Genomic DNA, 14,131 nt, shown 5'->3' with positions numbered 1-14,131 from the left:
TGTCGAGGAAAGCACCGGCGGAACCGGGTCTTTCTGCATAGACTCTAGCCATACCGACCCGGGACAGCGGGACACCGGACAGCGATGACGCTGGAAAGGGAGTGGCGGGTGAAACTAGGCATTACGCGGGAGCGCCGCGAAGGCGAGCGACGGGTGGCCGCGACCCCGGAGACGGTCCAGCAACTGATGGGCCTGGGACTCGAGGTCCTGGTTGAATCCCGCGCGGGAACCGCGGCCGGCCACAGTGACGCAGAGTATGCCCGGGCAGGCGCGCGGATCGTTCCCGAACTGGACCCCGGATCCCTCGATATCCTCGCCCACGTAGGGCCGCTGGAAGCAACGACGGCGGCGGCATTGCGCCGCGGTGCCGTCACCGCTGGCCTCGCGTCGCCGTCGTCCGAACTGCCCACGGTGCGGGCCCTGGCGGATGCCGGGGTGACATCCTTCGCGCTGGAACTGGTGCCGCGGATTTCCCGCGCCCAGTCGATGGACGCACTGTCCTCCCAGGCCCTGGTGGCCGGCTACCGCTGCGTACTGGAGGCGGCCATCCGCCTGCCGCGCTTCTTCCCGCTCTTCATGACAGCCGCCGGGACCATCCCGCCGGCGCGCGTGCTGGTGCTCGGCGTGGGTGTGGCAGGCCTGCAGGCCATCGGCACGGCAAAGCGGCTGGGCGCCCGGGTTTCGGCGAACGACATCAGGCCCGCCTCGGCGGACGAGGTCGCCTCGATGGGCGGCACCTTCATCAAACTGGACCTGGAAACGGCCGAAGCGTCCGGCGGCTACGCCCGCGAGCTCAGCGCGGACCGCGGTGCCCTGCAGCGCCAGCTTCTGGCACCCCATGTGGCCCAGGCGGACGTCCTGATTACGACGGCGGCCGTCCCCGGCCGGCGGGCACCGCTCCTGGTGAGCCGGGAGATGGTCCAGGGAATGCGGCCCGGCTCCGTGGTGGTGGACCTCGCCGCGGAATTCGGCGGCAACGTGGAAGGCTCGGTCCCCGGCCAGGAGATCCAGGTGGATACCGCCGACGGCCAGGGCACCGTGACCCTGGTGGGCCTCAAGGACGCCGCGTCGGCCATGCCGGCCGATGCCTCCCGGCTCTATGCCAAGAACGTTGCCAACCTCCTCGCCCTGGTGGTCCGCGACGGCGCGCTCACCCTGGACTTCGGCGACGAAGTCGTGGCCGGCACCTGCCTGACGCACGACGGCGAGGTCCGGCACGCGCCCACGGCGGAAGCCCTCGCTGCCGCGCACCAACAGCCCGACAACGAGGGAGTGGCCTGATGGACGGCATCAGCCTGCTCACGATCACCGTACTGGCGGTCTTCGTGGGCTTTGAGGTGGTCTCGAAAGTATCCAGCACGCTGCACACACCGCTGATGTCCGGCGCCAACGCCATCCACGGAATCATCCTGGTGGGCGCCATCATTGTGGCCGGTCAGGCGGCCGACCCGTGGGTACTGGCCGTGGCGCTGCTGGCCGTCGTCCTGGCCACCGCCAACCTGGTGGGCGGCTTCGTGGTGACGGACCGGATGCTGGAGATGTTCCGCGGCCGCAGGGACGGGAAGGGTCCGCGATGAGCATCCTGGACCCGGCCTGGACGGGACTGCTGTACCTGTTGGCGGCAGTGTTGTTCATCCTCGCCCTCATGGGCCTGAACTCACCGCGCACCGCGCGCCGCGGCAACCTCGTGGGTGCCGCGGGAGCCGTGCTGGGCGTGGCCAGTGTGTTCCTCTCGGCGCGGCTGGACAACATTCCCTGGATCCTCGGCGCGATCGCCGTCGGCTCCGCGGTGGCCGCCCCCGTGGCCCGGCGCGTGAAGATGACCCAGATGCCCCAGCTCGTGGCCGCCTTCAACGGAGTGGGCGGCGGCGCCGCTGCCCTTGTGGCGCTCCTTGAACTGGCACACACGGAGGACGCCTGGGTCCGGCTGGCCATCTCCTTCACGTTGCTGGTGGGCGCGGTCTCCTTCGCCGGCTCCGCCGTTACCTTCGCCAAGCTGCAGGAGCTCATGACCACCAAGCCGGTGGTCTTCCCGGGCCTGCCTGTGATCATGGCGGCGGTGCTGCTGGCAGCGGCGGGTGCCGGGGCCGCCGTCGTCCTGACCGGTTCGCTGCCCCTGGCGCTGGCGCTGCTGGTGCTGGGACTCGCCGCGGGAATCTTCCTGGTGCTGCCCGTGGGCGGCGCGGACGTGCCGATCGTCATTTCGCTGCTGAACGCCTTCACCGGCCTGGCTGTCGCGGCCTCCGGCCTGGTGCTGGGCAATGTGCTGCTGCTCGTGGCAGGCACCCTGGTGGGCGCCTCCGGTACCATCCTGACCCGGGCCATGGCTGCCGCCATGGGCCGCAGCGTGGCGGGCATCCTCTTCGGGGCGTTCCGGGGAGGCTCGACGGCGGGATCCACCGCCGTCAGTGAGCGGCCGGTGCGCTCGTCCAGCGCGGAGGACGTCGCCGTGCTGCTGGGCTACGCGCAGCGCGTGATCATCGTTCCCGGCTACGGCCTGGCCGTAGCCCAGGGCCAGCACACCGCGGCGGAACTGGCCAAGGCCCTGCAGCTCCGCGGAATCCAGGTGGACTTTGCCATCCACCCCGTGGCCGGCCGCATGCCGGGGCACATGAACGTGCTCCTCGCGGAGGCCAACGTGCCGTATGAGGAACTGAAGGAAATGACCGAGATCAACTCGGAGTTCAAGACCGCCGACGTCGCCCTGGTGGTGGGCGCCAACGACGTGGTCAACCCGGCGGCGAAGACGTCCTCCGGCTCGCCCATCTACGGGATGCCCATCCTGGAAGTGGCCGACGCCCGGCAGGTGGTGTTCCTCAAACGTTCCATGCGGCCGGGCTTCGCCGGGATCGAGAACGAACTGCTCTACGAACCGCAGACCACCCTGCTGTTCGGCGACGCCAAGGATTCGCTGACCAAGGTACTTGGGGCGGTCAAGGCCCTGTAGCAGCCTGGCCGCGCAACGGACACCGCCGAAGGGGTGGTGCGGCGCGTACCGGCGGGTAAGAATGGGCGTTATGCAACTGCCGGTGATGCCCCCGATCGCGCCCATGCTGGCCAAAGCCGTCAGCTCCCTGCCCGAAGTCCCGGATTCCGGCCCGAAATGGAGCTTCGAACCGAAGTGGGACGGCTTCCGGTCCATCATTTTCCGGGACGGCGACGAGCTGGAAATCGGCAGCCGCAACGGCAAACCCATGACCCGCTACTTCCCCGAACTGGTGGAGGCGCTGAAGGCGAACCTGCCGCCGCGCTGCGTGCTCGACGGCGAGATCGTCCTGGTGGGTGCCTCCGGTGACCGGCTCGACTTCGAAGCGCTCCAGCAGCGGATCCACCCCGCAGCCAGCCGGGTGAAGCTCCTGGCGGCGCAGACGCCGGCAAAGTTTGTGGCATTCGACCTGCTGGCGCTTGACGACGAGGACCTCACCGGACGGCCGTTTTCAGAGCGGCGGAGCATGCTGGAGAAGGCCCTTGCGGACAGTTCCGCGCCGGTCCACCTGACCGCCACCACACGGGACAACGGCACGGCGCAACAGTGGTTCCACCAGTTCGAGGGAGCCGGCCTGGACGGGATTGTGGCCAAGGCCCTGGACGGCAGCTACCAGCCTGACAAGCGCGTCATGCTGAAGGTCAAGCACGAACGCACCGCGGACTGCGTCCTGGCGGGGTACCGCGTGCACACCAGCGGCCCGGACCGGATCGGGTCCTTGCTGCTGGGGTTGTACAACGGCGACGGCGTCCTGGCGAGCGTGGGCGTGGTGGGCGCTTTCCCGATGCAGCGCCGCAAGGACCTGTTCGAGGAACTCCAGCCCCTGGTGACGGATTTCGACGGCCACCCCTGGGCCTGGGCCAAGCAGGAGGAAGGCAGCCGGACGCCGCGGAACGCCGAAGGCAGCCGGTGGAGCGCGGGCAAGGACCTGTCGTTCATCCCGCTCCGGCCCGAGCGGGTGCTGGAAGCGAAGTACGACCACATGGAAGGTGAACGGTTCCGCCACACCGCCCAGTTCGTCCGCTGGCGGCCGGACCGCGAGCCGGAATCCTGCACCTACGATCAGCTGGAAGAGCCCGTGAAGTACAATCTCGACGACGTGCTCGCCACCTGATCCGGCCGCAAACGCCCGGACAAACTGCGGCGGCCCGCCCCCCAAAGGGGACGGGCCGCCGTCGTGACCTTCTTATGTGTGCATCCGGTCGGAAGATCAGGGAATCGCCGTGTCGGAACCATTGTGACTATCAATAGAGGGTCACGACGGCGGCTTCCGCGCTGCCGCTGCTACTTCAGGCCGAGCTCCCGGGTGGGAGTCTTGAAGGATTCCTTGGCCGTGAGGGCCGAGATTGCTGCGATGCCGCAGATGACGGCCGTGAAGATGCTGATCTGGACCCAGCCGCCGGGCTTGATGCCGCCCATTGCGGCCACGATCGCCGGGGCGAAGCCGGCCATCAGGAAGCCGAGCTGGGTGCCGATGGCCAGGCCGGAGAACCGGACCTTGGTGCTGAACATCTCGGCGTAGAAGGACGGCCAGACGGCGTTGGAGGCTGCGTAGCCGAAGGAGAAGAAGCCGATGGCGGCCAGGAACATCAGCGGGACGCTGCCTGACTCGAGGCTCAGCAGGAAGACCGGGGTCAGGATCGCGCTGGCCACGGCGCCGTAGATGAACACCGGCTTGCGGCCGATCTTGTCCGCCAGCATGCCGAACAGCGGCTGGGTGCCGAGGGCCACGAAGTTGGCGCCGACCACAAGCCACAGGGTGGTGGTGCCGTCCACGCCGGCCACGGTCTTGGCGTAGCTGATGGCCAGGGTGCCGAAAACGGTGGACACGGCGGCGATGAAGGCGCAGGCCACAACCCGGAGGACGTCGCGCCAGTGGTGCTTCAGGAGGTCGGCAACCGGCAGCTTGGAGATGGCGGCGGACTTCTGTGCTTCGGCGAAGGCCGGCGGTTCGTGCAGGGTGCGGCGGATGAAGAAGGCCACGATGACCACCACGGCGCTGAGCCAGAACGGGATGCGCCAGCCGATGCCGTACTTGATCTCGTCCGGCAGGGCGAGCACGGGGATGAAGACCAGCGCGGCGAGGATCTGGCCGCCCTGGGTGCCGGTGAGGGTCCAGGACGTGAAGAAGGAGCGGCGGTTGTCCGGGGCGTGTTCCAGGGTCATGGACGAGGCGCCTGCCTGCTCGCCAGCGGCGGAGAGGCCCTGGCACAGGCGGGCGAGCACCAGCAGGGCGGGAGCCCACCAGCCCACCGTGTTGAAGTCGGGGAGGCAGCCGATGAGGAAGGTGGAGGCTCCCATCAGCACGAGGGTGAACATAAGGACCTTCTGCCGGCCCACACGGTCACCGAAGTGGCCCAGGACGACGGCGCCGACCGGGCGTGCCACATAGGCGAAGCCGAAGGTGGCGAAGGACATGATGGCGGCATTGGCATCAGCACTGGGAAAAAACACGTGCGGGAAGATCAGCGCTGCGGCGGAACCGAAGATGAAGAAGTCGTAGTACTCGACGGCGCTTCCCAGGAAGCTGGCGAGGGCTGCCTTCTTCGGGGTCCCGGCCGGTGCAACGGTGCCCGGCGTCGTGGACGGGAGTGTCTGGCTCATGGTGTTCCTTTGTGTGACGACATTGTCGCGGATGGATCAGGATTTTCGCAGCTGCCGCCTGTCTCCAGCCCTCCGTCTCTGACGGAGGCATTCGTGGCGGCGGCCGGTGGTCCTTGTGAAGACCCGGACGAGTAGCCGCATGGTGAGAGCTACTTGTGCGATACAGCAATGATGGCTGTGAGGGCTGTCACTTGTCAAGAAAAATAATCACCATCTAGAAATAGCTTTCACAATGTGGCAACATCGAGCTATGAGTGTGAACCAAAACACAGAGCCTGAGGGCGCAGTAGCTGCAGCCCCGGCCACGGCCAACGAGGCGAACTCGTCCAGGGCCGCCAAGGATGACTCCCGCACGGACATGGTGGGCAAGGCCCTGGGCCTTCTCGTCCTGCTGGGCGATGAGCCGCGGGGAGCCAGCGCGGCGGAGCTGTCCCGCCGCGCGGAGCTCCCCTTCAGTACCACCTACCGCCTGCTGGGCTCGCTCACGCGGGACGGGTTTGTGGATTATGAGCCGGACGGCCGCCGCTACCACCTGGGCCTGCGCGTCTTCCAGCTGGGCCAGCGCGTCTCCAACCATCACGGATTTGCCGGCACGGCGCTGCCCATCCTCCGCCGGGTCACGGAGAAAACCGGGGAGGCCACCATCCTCTCCGTCCGCGACGGAAACCATCACCTGACGGTCAACAAAGTGGATGGACCGCAGACGTTCCGCGTGACGAGTGATCCGGGGCATCTTGGCGCTCTTCACACCACGTCGGTGGGCAAGGCCCTGGTGGCTTTTGCCGAGGACTCCGAGCGGAAGCGGCTGGTGGAGGAGCTGCCGCTTGACCCGCTGACGGAATTTTCCATTACGGACCGGGATGCCTTTCGCGCCGAGATAGACCAGGTCCGCCGGCGCGGCTACGCCGTCATGGACGAGGAGAACGAGCTGGGCATGCGTGCCGTGGCCGTCCCCGTCTTCAATGCCCAGGGTTACGCCTTTGCGTCCCTGGCCGCGGCGGTGCCGGTCTTCCGTCTCAGCCTGGAGGACCTGGTGGCGCTCGTTCCCGCACTCCAGGAAGCCGCTTCCGAACTGGCCGCAAGGCTGCCGCAGCGATGAGGTGCGCCGCCCGCGGGGCCATGCGCCGTCGTCGTAATTTGTTCGTCATAAGAACATCGGTGCAATATGTGAACTTTTCCTGTACTGTAATCCCTACCACCCGGCACACCGCTGGCGCCCAGTGCGCCCCGGTCCGCCGGATGCCGTTGTCAAAGGAGCTAAACGGATGAGCAATCGAGCAGAGTCCTTTCTGGTGGGCCTCGTGGGTGATGGCGTCATGCCGTCCCTCACGCCCCACATGCACGAGCGCGAAGGCGATGTGCAGGGCCTGCGGTACCTCTACCGCCCCATCGACCTGCTGGAGCTGGGCCTGCCCGGTGAATCCGTGGGCGATCTCCTGCAAAGCGCGCACCGCCTCGGCTTCAACGGGCTGAACATCACGCATCCGTGCAAGCAGCTGGTCCTGGACCACCTCGACGAAGTGTCGCCGGACGCCCGCCGCCTCGGAGCCGTCAACACCGTGACCATCCGCGACGGCCGCTTCATCGGCCACAACACGGACTTCTCCGGCTTCGCGGCCGCCCTCGCCTCCGGCCTCCCGGACGCCAAGCTTGACCGTGTGGTCCAGCTGGGCGCGGGAGGCGCGGGATCCGCCGTCGCGTACGCCCTCCTCAGCGCCGGCGTCCGCCACCTTGACCTCGTGGATACGGACGCCGCCCGCTGCGCCGCGCGTGCCGCCGAACTGGCCGGGTTCTTCCCGGGCAGCACCGTCACCGCACGCACGACGGCGGAGCTCCCGCAGCTGATGCCCCTTGCCGACGGTCTGGTGCACTGCACCCCCGTGGGCATGGCAGCTCACCCCGGCGTTCCGCTGGACCTGTCCCTGCTGGAATCACGGCACTGGGTGGCGGACATCGTCTACCGCCCGATCGAAACCGAGCTGGTCCGCGAGGCCCGCGCCAAGGGATGCGAAGTTCTCGACGGCGGACGCATGGCCGTGGGCCAGGCGGCGGACGCCTTCAGGATCTTCACCGGGCTGGAGCCGGACGCGGACCGCATGCGCGCCCACTTCCTGGAGCTCGTGGCCGCCGAAGAGGTGGCTGCCTGATGCGCACCGGAATCGCGACGGTGTGCCTGTCCGGCACGCTGAAGGAAAAAATGCAGGCCTGCGCCATCGCGGGATTCGACGGCATTGAAATCTTCGAGCAGGACCTCGTGACGTCCTCCTTGAGCCCGGAGGAGATCCGGAAGATGGCCGCAGACCTGGGCCTGACGCTGGACCTCTACCAGCCGTTCCGCGACTTCGACAGCGTTGCTGAAGACGTCCTCGCCGCCAACCTGCGCCGGGCGGAGGCCAAGTTCAAGCTGATGTCCCGCCTGGGCATGGACACGATCCTGGTCTGCTCCAACGTCGGCACAGCCACCGTCGACGACGATTCCCTGCGCGCCGAACAGCTCGCCCGGCTGGCCGGACTCGCCGGGGACCACGGCGTCAAAGTGGCCTACGAGGCGCTGGCCTGGGGAAAATACGTCAACGACTACGAGCACGCCCACCGCCTGGTGGAAACCGTGGACCACCCGAACCTGGGCACCTGCCTGGACTCCTTCCACATTCTTTCCCGCGACTGGGATACCGCGCCGATTGAAGCGTTCAGCGCGGACAAGATCTTCTTCGTGCAGGTGGCGGACGCCCCGAAGCTCTCCATGGACGTGCTGTCCTGGAGCCGGCACTACCGCGTCTTCCCGGGCGAGGGCCAGTTTGAGCTCGCCAAATTCATGGGCCACGTGGTCCGTGCCGGATACACCGGACCGGTGTCGCTGGAGGTGTTCAACGACGTCTTCCGCCAGTCCGACGTCGAACGCACCGCCGTGGACGCCATGCGGTCGCTGATCTGGCTGGAGGAGCAGAGCGCCAAGTGGCTGGACGCCAACGACGCCCGGACGGACAGTGCCGCTGTTGGTGGACCCGGCGTCAGCGGAGCTGTTGGTGGGCATGCGGCCCCCGGCCGCCGCCGCTATCCCATGGAACTGGCCACGCTCCCGCAGGTGGCCGAACCGGCAGGCTTCAACTTCGCCGAGGTCAAAGCCGCCGACCCTGCAGGCCTCGAGAAGGTGCTGGGCCAGCTGGGATTTGAATTCAACGGCAGACACCGCACCAAAGACGTGCAATTGTGGAGCATGGGCCACGCACGCGTGATCATCAACGAGCAGGATCCGTCCGGCGGGGCCGGCTCTAACTCTTCACCCGCGATTGCAGCCCTCGGCTTTGACGTCGATTCGCCCGTGATTGCCGCCGCCCGCGCCCAGCAGCTCAAGGCTCCCGCCGTGCCCCGCAAGAGCCAGGCCAACGAAGAAGTCTTCCAGGGCTTCGCCGCGCCGGACTCTACCGAAATCTTCCTCTGCCAGGGCAGCCCGGACGGCACCGCCGCCTGGATCAACGAATTCGGCGAGCCCCGCGAGTTCGGAGAAGGCCTGGAAATCCCGGCCGCCGGCGGACGCAGGGCCGTGATTGACCACGTGAACCTCGCCCAGCCGTGGCAGCACTTTGACGAAGCCGTGCTCTTCTACACCAGCGCCCTGGCACTGGAACCGCAGCCGTTCGCGGAGGTGCCAAGCCCCAGCGGGCTGGTGCGCTCCCAGGTGATGCTGACGGCCGACCGCGCCGTGCGCCTGGTCCTGAACCTCGCACCCGTTATCCAGCAGGATGGTGCGGAGGCCGGAACTGCGCACCGGAAGACCTACCAGGAACACATCGCCTTCGCCGTGGACGACCTCGTGGAAACCGCACGCTCAGCGCGGGCCCGGGGCCTGGATTTCTTGCAGATCCCGGCCAACTACTACGAGGACCTGGACGCCCGGTTCGACCTCGATCCCGCGTTCCTGGCCACGCTGCGGGAGCTGAACCTCCTGTACGACCGTGATGCCGACGGCGAGTTCCTGCACTTCTACACCGCCACCGTGGGCAGCGTGTTCTTCGAAGTGGTGGAACGCCGCGGCGGCTACGACGGCTACGGCGCGCCCAACGCGCCGGTGCGGCACGCCGTCCAGTACGACTACCTGCACCAGCAGGGCCGGACCACCTGAACTGACCAACCATCTCCAACCATCAATATCTGAAAGGAGGCTGCTGTGCCTGAAGACATCAACCTTGAGATTTTCAACGCCGACCCGATTACCGAAGACGTGTCGGACGCGGCGCGCCAGGCCGGAACCGAAGCCGCACCGAAGACCTCCGCGCCGCTTGATGCCGCTGCGGAATCGCAGGCGGACCTCAGCGCCGAGATGAAGTCGATCGGCGAGGCCTACGCGGCGGCGCTCAAGAACGGCGCCAAGCCGGAGATCCAGCCCAGGCTGGACTACGCACCGTACCGCAGCAGCGTCCTGCGCCACCCGACCAAGGACCTGCACCACGCGGATCCGGAGACCATCGAGCTGTACTCGCCGGCCTTCGGACACATGGACGTGCACGCGCTGGAAGCGGACCTGACCATCCAGCACAACGGTGAACCCCTGGGCGAACGCATCCTGGTGTCCGGCCGTGTGCTCGACGGTGACGGCCGTCCCGTGGCGGGCCAGCTCGTGGAGATCTGGCAGGCCAACTCCGCCGGCCGCTACATCCACAAGCGGGACCAGCACCCCGCCCCGCTCGACCCCAACTTCACCGGCGTGGGCCGCTGCATCACCGGGGCCGACGGCTCCTACAGCTTCACCACCATCAAGCCCGGCGCGTACCCGTGGAAGAACCACCTCAACGCCTGGCGGCCCGCGCACATCCACTTCTCGCTGTTCGGGCAGGAGTTCACCCAGCGCATCGTCACCCAGATGTACTTCCCCGGTGACCAGCTCTTCCCGCTGGACCCGATCTACCAGTCCATCGTGGACCAGGATGCCCGGGACCGCCTGGTGGCCACCTACGACCACGACCTCACCAAGCCCGAGTGGGCGATCGGCTACAAGTGGGACATCGTCCTGACGGGCTCCAAGCGGACCTGGACCGAAAACGAAGCCTTCGGCACAGAAGGTGACGAGAATGAGTAACACCACGAAGCTGACCCCCACCCCCGGCCAGACCGTTGGCCCGTTCTACGGCTACGCCCTCCCGTACGAGAAGGACCGCGAGCTGCTGGCCCCGGGATCACCCGGGTCCATCCGCCTGCAGGGCACCGTGTACGACGGCGCCGGACACCCCATCCCGGACGCGATCCTGGAAATCTGGCAGCCGGATTCCGAGGGCAAGGTGGTGCACCGCACCGGCTCACTGGTCCGCGACGGATACACGTTCACCGGCTTCGGCCGGAGCGCGGTGGGCAACACCGGCGTCTACACCTTCACCACGGTTAATCCCGGCCCCACCGAGCCCGTCCCCGGAAAACCAGCGGCGGCTCCGTTCATTTCGGTGGCAGTGTTTGCCCGCGGCCTGATGAACAGGCTCTTCACCCGTGTGTACCTGCCGGAGAACGAGGAAGCACTGGCAGCTGATCCGCTGCTCTCCTCCCTGGACCCCGAACGCCGCAGCACGCTGATTGCGCGCCGCGACGCCGACGGCGGACTCACCTGGGACATCCGGCTGCAGGGCGAGGGCGAGACCGTTTTCCTTGACTTCGAGGGCGCCTCCCAGTGACTGCTTCCCACCTGTCCGACGGCGACGTCGGGCTCCTCAGTCCCGTGTCGGCGTCGCCTTCGGTGGCGGCGCTGACGGGGGACCGGGCTGTCCTGGCGGCGATTCTCGCCGTCGAGGCCGGCTGGGCATCGGTGCTGGAGAAGGCCGGCCTCGCGCCGGCCGGCTCCGCCGCCGTCGTGGCTTCCGCGGCGGACGTGGACCGCTATGACGTGGCGGGCATCGCTGTCCGCGCACAAGGCGGCGCCAACCCGGTCATCCCGCTGCTCACCGACCTCCGTACCGAGGTCAAGGCACTGGATACGGATGGCGTGGACGCTGCCGGCTCGGGTGGCAGTGTTGGTGCGCTGCGCGCGGTTCACGCCTCGCTGACCAGCCAGGACGTGCTGGATTCGGCGCTGATGCTGCTGGCAAAGAACGCCGTTGCCGCGCTCCTGACTGACCTTCGTGGAATCACGACGGCGCTGGCGGACATGGCGGAGCAGCATGCGGAGACGCTGTGCGTCGGCAGGAGCCTGACGCAGCACTCGCTGCCGTTTACGTACGGGCTGAAGGCGGCGCAATGGTTCCATGGCCTGGCTGCTGCGGCCCGGCGCCTTGAGGCCGTGGAGCTGCCGCTGCAGACCGGCGGCGCCGCGGGCACGCTGGCGGCCGGAACAGTGCTCACCAAGGACTCGGTGGAGACGCCCTTCGACCTGGCCAGCAACCTCGCCGCGCACCTTGGCCTGGCGGCAGCGCCCGGGCCGTGGCACACCAACCGGCTGGCCCTGACGTCGCTGGGCGATGCCCTGGCCGGCGTCACCGATGCCCTGGGCAAGATGGCCTCCGACGTGCTGTTCCTCAGCCGGCCGGAAGTGGGCGAGCTCGCCGAACCCCGGGCTGCCGGCCGCGGAGTGTCCTCGGCGATGCCGCAGAAGCAGAACCCGGTGTTGTCCGTGCTGGTCCGCAGCGCGGCACTACAGGCCCCGAACCTGGCCGCGCAGCTGCACCTGGCAGCGGCCAACTTCAACGACGAGCGTCCCGACGGCGCCTGGCACAGTGAATGGCCGGCCTTCCGCCAGCTGCTCCGCCTGGCACTCGGCGCGGCCGGGCAGCTGCGCGAGCTCGCCGAAGGCGTCCAGGTATTCCCGGATGCCATGCGCCGCAACCTGGAGCTGTCCGGGCCGCTGCTGCTCAGCGAAGGAGTGTCCGCCGCCGTGGCGCCGCTGCTTGACGAACGGGACGGCAGGAACGGCAAACAGCAGCTCCAGGAGGTGGTGGACCGTACGCTCCAGGCACCGCCCGAAGAACAGCCCGGAACGTACCGCCGCCTGCTGCGCGAGACCGTGCCCGCCAGTGCGGTGTCCGATGAACGGCTGGAAGAACTCCTGGATCCTGCCAGCTACCTGGGGCAGGCCGCCGAAATTTCCCGCCGCATCCTGGCTGCCTACCCCGACTTTGCGCGCATCCCTATCCAAAAAGACCTGAACGGAGACTCCCGTGGCTAGACCCACAGTCAAGGCAGTATTGCTCTCCCCGCAGCGACCGCTGGGGGACAAGCCCCTCGTGGTGGTGGGGCCGTCGCTGGGGACGTCCTCAGTGCTGTGGACGCAGGCCGGCGCCCTGCTCGGGACCGACTTCGACGTCGTCGCCTGGGACCTGCCCGGCCACGGCGTCTCACCGGCCGCGACGGAAACGTTCGACGTCGCCGAACTGGCTGACGCCGTCGTCGACCTTGTCGACTCAATCGCCCCGGGCGAGAGGTTCCACTACGCGGGCGTGTCCCTCGGCGGGGCCACCGGACTGCAGCTGGGCATCAAGCACGGCGAACGCCTCAAGAGCCTCTCCGTGCAGTGCAGCGGCGCCAAGATCGGCACGCCCGAAGGCTGGCTGGAACGCGCCGAGACCGTCCGCACCCAGGGCACCGCGGTGATGATCCAGGGTTCGGCGCAGCGCTGGTTCGCCGCCGGCTTCATGGACCGTGAGCCCGAGGTCAGCAGCCGCCTGCTGCATTCCCTGCGCGACGCCGACCGCTTCAGCTACGCCTTCTGCTGCGAAGCCCTGGCCGGATTCGACGTCCGCGCTGAGCTGGGCAGCATCCGGGTTCCCACCCAGGCCGTGGCGGGCGCGGAGGACTCCGTGGTTCCGCCGCCGTTCGCCAAGGAAATCGCGGACGGCATCACCGCCGGCGGCGGGACCGCAAACGCGGTGACGCTCGAGGGCGTGGCACACCTGGCTCCGGCCGAGGCGCCCGCCCACGTTGCCGAGTTGCTGAAGAGCCTGATTACCTGGAGCGAAACCAGCGGAGCAGCCAAGTGAGCGGCGCAGAAGTGTCAGGCACAGAGCGGCACGGCGTGGTCCAGCCGGACGCCACCAGCCAGGAAATTTACGACGGCGGCATGGTGGTCCGCCGCGAGGTGCTGGGTGCCGCGCACGTGGACCGCGCCAACGCCAACAAGGACGCCTTCACCGAGGACTTCCAGGACATGATAACCCGCATCGCCTGGGGCGGCATCTGGACCCGTCCAGGCCTGACCCGGCAGATGCGCTCCGCGGTCACCCTCACCGCGATGGTGGCGCACGGGCACTGGGAAGAACTGGCCATGCACGTCCGCGCAGCCATCACCAACGGCCTCAGCAGGGACGAGATCAAGGAAATCCTGCTCCAGACCGCCATTTACTGCGGAGTCCCCTCCGCGAACACCGCCTTCAAGACCGCGCAACAGGTTTTTAAAGAAATGGATGCAACCTCATGAACCAGGCTTTTGTGTACGATGCCGTGCGCACCCCGTTTGGGAAGTTCGGCTCGGGCCTTGCCGGTGTCCGGCCGGATGATCTTGCCGCGCATGTGATCGGTGAGATCGTGAAGCGGGCTCCGAAGCTCGATGTTGAGCGGATCGACGAG

The 14,131-nt window shown here is 67.9% G+C and carries 13 protein-coding genes and 1 pseudogene; 13 read left to right on the top strand and 1 reads right to left on the bottom strand.

Annotated features, from left to right (window positions below; genetic code table 11):
• Nucleotides 1-108: 108 nt before the first annotated feature.
• From PV761_RS14160 to PV761_RS14145, 4 genes are all read left to right on the top strand, one after another.
• A complete protein-coding gene (locus tag PV761_RS14160; RefSeq protein WP_347897647.1) occupies nt 109-1,281 on the top strand; it encodes a Re/Si-specific NAD(P)(+) transhydrogenase subunit alpha in 1,173 nt (390 codons plus the stop codon).
• Nucleotides 1,281-1,577, top strand: a complete 297-nt coding sequence (locus tag PV761_RS14155) for an NAD(P) transhydrogenase subunit alpha (RefSeq protein ID WP_028271409.1) — start codon at nt 1,281-1,283, stop codon at nt 1,575-1,577. Before PV761_RS14160 ends, PV761_RS14155 begins: the two co-directional genes overlap by 1 nt.
• Nucleotides 1,574-2,947: an NAD(P)(+) transhydrogenase (Re/Si-specific) subunit beta gene (locus PV761_RS14150; RefSeq protein WP_347897644.1), complete on the top strand. Its 1,374-nt coding sequence runs from the start codon at nt 1,574-1,576 to the stop codon at nt 2,945-2,947. Before PV761_RS14155 ends, PV761_RS14150 begins: the two co-directional genes overlap by 4 nt.
• 70 nt (nt 2,948-3,017) lie before the next feature.
• Nucleotides 3,018-4,100: an ATP-dependent DNA ligase gene (locus tag PV761_RS14145; protein WP_347897642.1), complete on the top strand. Its 1,083-nt coding sequence runs from the start codon at nt 3,018-3,020 to the stop codon at nt 4,098-4,100.
• Nucleotides 4,101-4,270: 170 nt separating this feature from the next.
• On the opposite strand, the gene PV761_RS14140 is transcribed toward PV761_RS14145, so the two are convergent.
• Complete coding sequence (locus PV761_RS14140; RefSeq protein ID WP_347897640.1) at nt 4,271-5,590, bottom strand: MFS transporter; 1,320 nt, start codon at nt 5,588-5,590, stop codon at nt 4,271-4,273.
• 358 nt (nt 5,591-5,948) lie between these two features.
• Here PV761_RS14140 and PV761_RS14135 point away from each other — a divergent pair, with 358 nt between their 5' ends.
• From PV761_RS14135 to PV761_RS14095, 9 genes and pseudogenes are all read left to right on the top strand, one after another.
• A complete protein-coding gene (locus PV761_RS14135; RefSeq protein ID WP_347897738.1) occupies nt 5,949-6,689 on the top strand; it encodes an IclR family transcriptional regulator in 741 nt (246 codons plus the stop codon).
• A gap of 166 nt (nt 6,690-6,855) precedes the next feature.
• Nucleotides 6,856-7,737: a shikimate dehydrogenase gene (locus PV761_RS14130; protein ID WP_347897638.1), complete on the top strand. Its 882-nt coding sequence runs from the start codon at nt 6,856-6,858 to the stop codon at nt 7,735-7,737.
• A complete protein-coding gene (locus tag PV761_RS14125; protein WP_347897636.1) occupies nt 7,737-9,713 on the top strand; it encodes a TIM barrel protein in 1,977 nt (658 codons plus the stop codon). The genes PV761_RS14130 and PV761_RS14125 overlap by 1 nt, the downstream gene beginning before the upstream one ends.
• A 45-nt stretch (nt 9,714-9,758) precedes the next feature.
• The gene (gene pcaH / locus PV761_RS14120; RefSeq protein WP_347897634.1) at nt 9,759-10,667 is read left to right on the top strand and encodes a protocatechuate 3,4-dioxygenase subunit beta; all 909 of its coding nucleotides are present in this window, start codon (nt 9,759-9,761) and stop codon (nt 10,665-10,667) included.
• The gene (gene pcaG, locus PV761_RS14115) at nt 10,660-11,250 is read left to right on the top strand and encodes a protocatechuate 3,4-dioxygenase subunit alpha (protein ID WP_347897632.1); all 591 of its coding nucleotides are present in this window, start codon (nt 10,660-10,662) and stop codon (nt 11,248-11,250) included. Before pcaH ends, pcaG begins: the two co-directional genes overlap by 8 nt.
• Nucleotides 11,247-12,734: a lyase family protein gene (locus PV761_RS14110; RefSeq protein WP_347897630.1), complete on the top strand. Its 1,488-nt coding sequence runs from the start codon at nt 11,247-11,249 to the stop codon at nt 12,732-12,734. Before pcaG ends, PV761_RS14110 begins: the two co-directional genes overlap by 4 nt.
• Nucleotides 12,727-13,545: an alpha/beta fold hydrolase gene (locus PV761_RS14105; RefSeq protein WP_347897628.1), complete on the top strand. Its 819-nt coding sequence runs from the start codon at nt 12,727-12,729 to the stop codon at nt 13,543-13,545. The genes PV761_RS14110 and PV761_RS14105 overlap by 8 nt, the downstream gene beginning before the upstream one ends.
• Entirely contained in the window at nt 13,542-13,982 is a 441-nt protein-coding gene (gene pcaC / locus PV761_RS14100) for a 4-carboxymuconolactone decarboxylase (protein WP_347897626.1), read from the top strand. Before PV761_RS14105 ends, pcaC begins: the two co-directional genes overlap by 4 nt.
• Nucleotides 13,979-14,131: pseudogene (locus PV761_RS14095) on the top strand (3-oxoadipyl-CoA thiolase); the annotation flags it as partial. The gene pcaC and the pseudogene PV761_RS14095, both read left to right, overlap by 4 nt.

The sequence above is a fragment of the Arthrobacter sp. CC3 genome, assembly GCF_039907775.1.
Classification (GTDB): Bacteria; Actinomycetota; Actinomycetes; order Actinomycetales; family Micrococcaceae; genus Arthrobacter.
This window is presented reverse-complemented; position numbering and strand designations above follow the sequence as displayed.

Excerpts from the sequence above, each read along its gene's own strand:
- PV761_RS14155 (WP_028271409.1), top strand. The coding sequence starts at position 1,281 with ATGGACGGCATCAGCCTGCTCACGATCACCGTACTGGCGGTCTTCGTG.
- PV761_RS14150 (WP_347897644.1), top strand. The coding sequence starts at position 1,574 with ATGAGCATCCTGGACCCGGCCTGGACGGGACTGCTGTACCTGTTGGCG.
- PV761_RS14145 (WP_347897642.1), top strand. The coding sequence starts at position 3,018 with ATGCAACTGCCGGTGATGCCCCCGATCGCGCCCATGCTGGCCAAAGCC.
- PV761_RS14140 (WP_347897640.1), bottom strand. The coding sequence starts at position 5,590 with ATGAGCCAGACACTCCCGTCCACGACGCCGGGCACCGTTGCACCGGCC.
- PV761_RS14135 (WP_347897738.1), top strand. The coding sequence starts at position 5,949 with ATGGTGGGCAAGGCCCTGGGCCTTCTCGTCCTGCTGGGCGATGAGCCG.
- PV761_RS14130 (WP_347897638.1), top strand. The coding sequence starts at position 6,856 with ATGAGCAATCGAGCAGAGTCCTTTCTGGTGGGCCTCGTGGGTGATGGC.
- PV761_RS14125 (WP_347897636.1), top strand. The coding sequence starts at position 7,737 with ATGCGCACCGGAATCGCGACGGTGTGCCTGTCCGGCACGCTGAAGGAA.
- pcaG (WP_347897632.1), top strand. The coding sequence starts at position 10,660 with ATGAGTAACACCACGAAGCTGACCCCCACCCCCGGCCAGACCGTTGGC.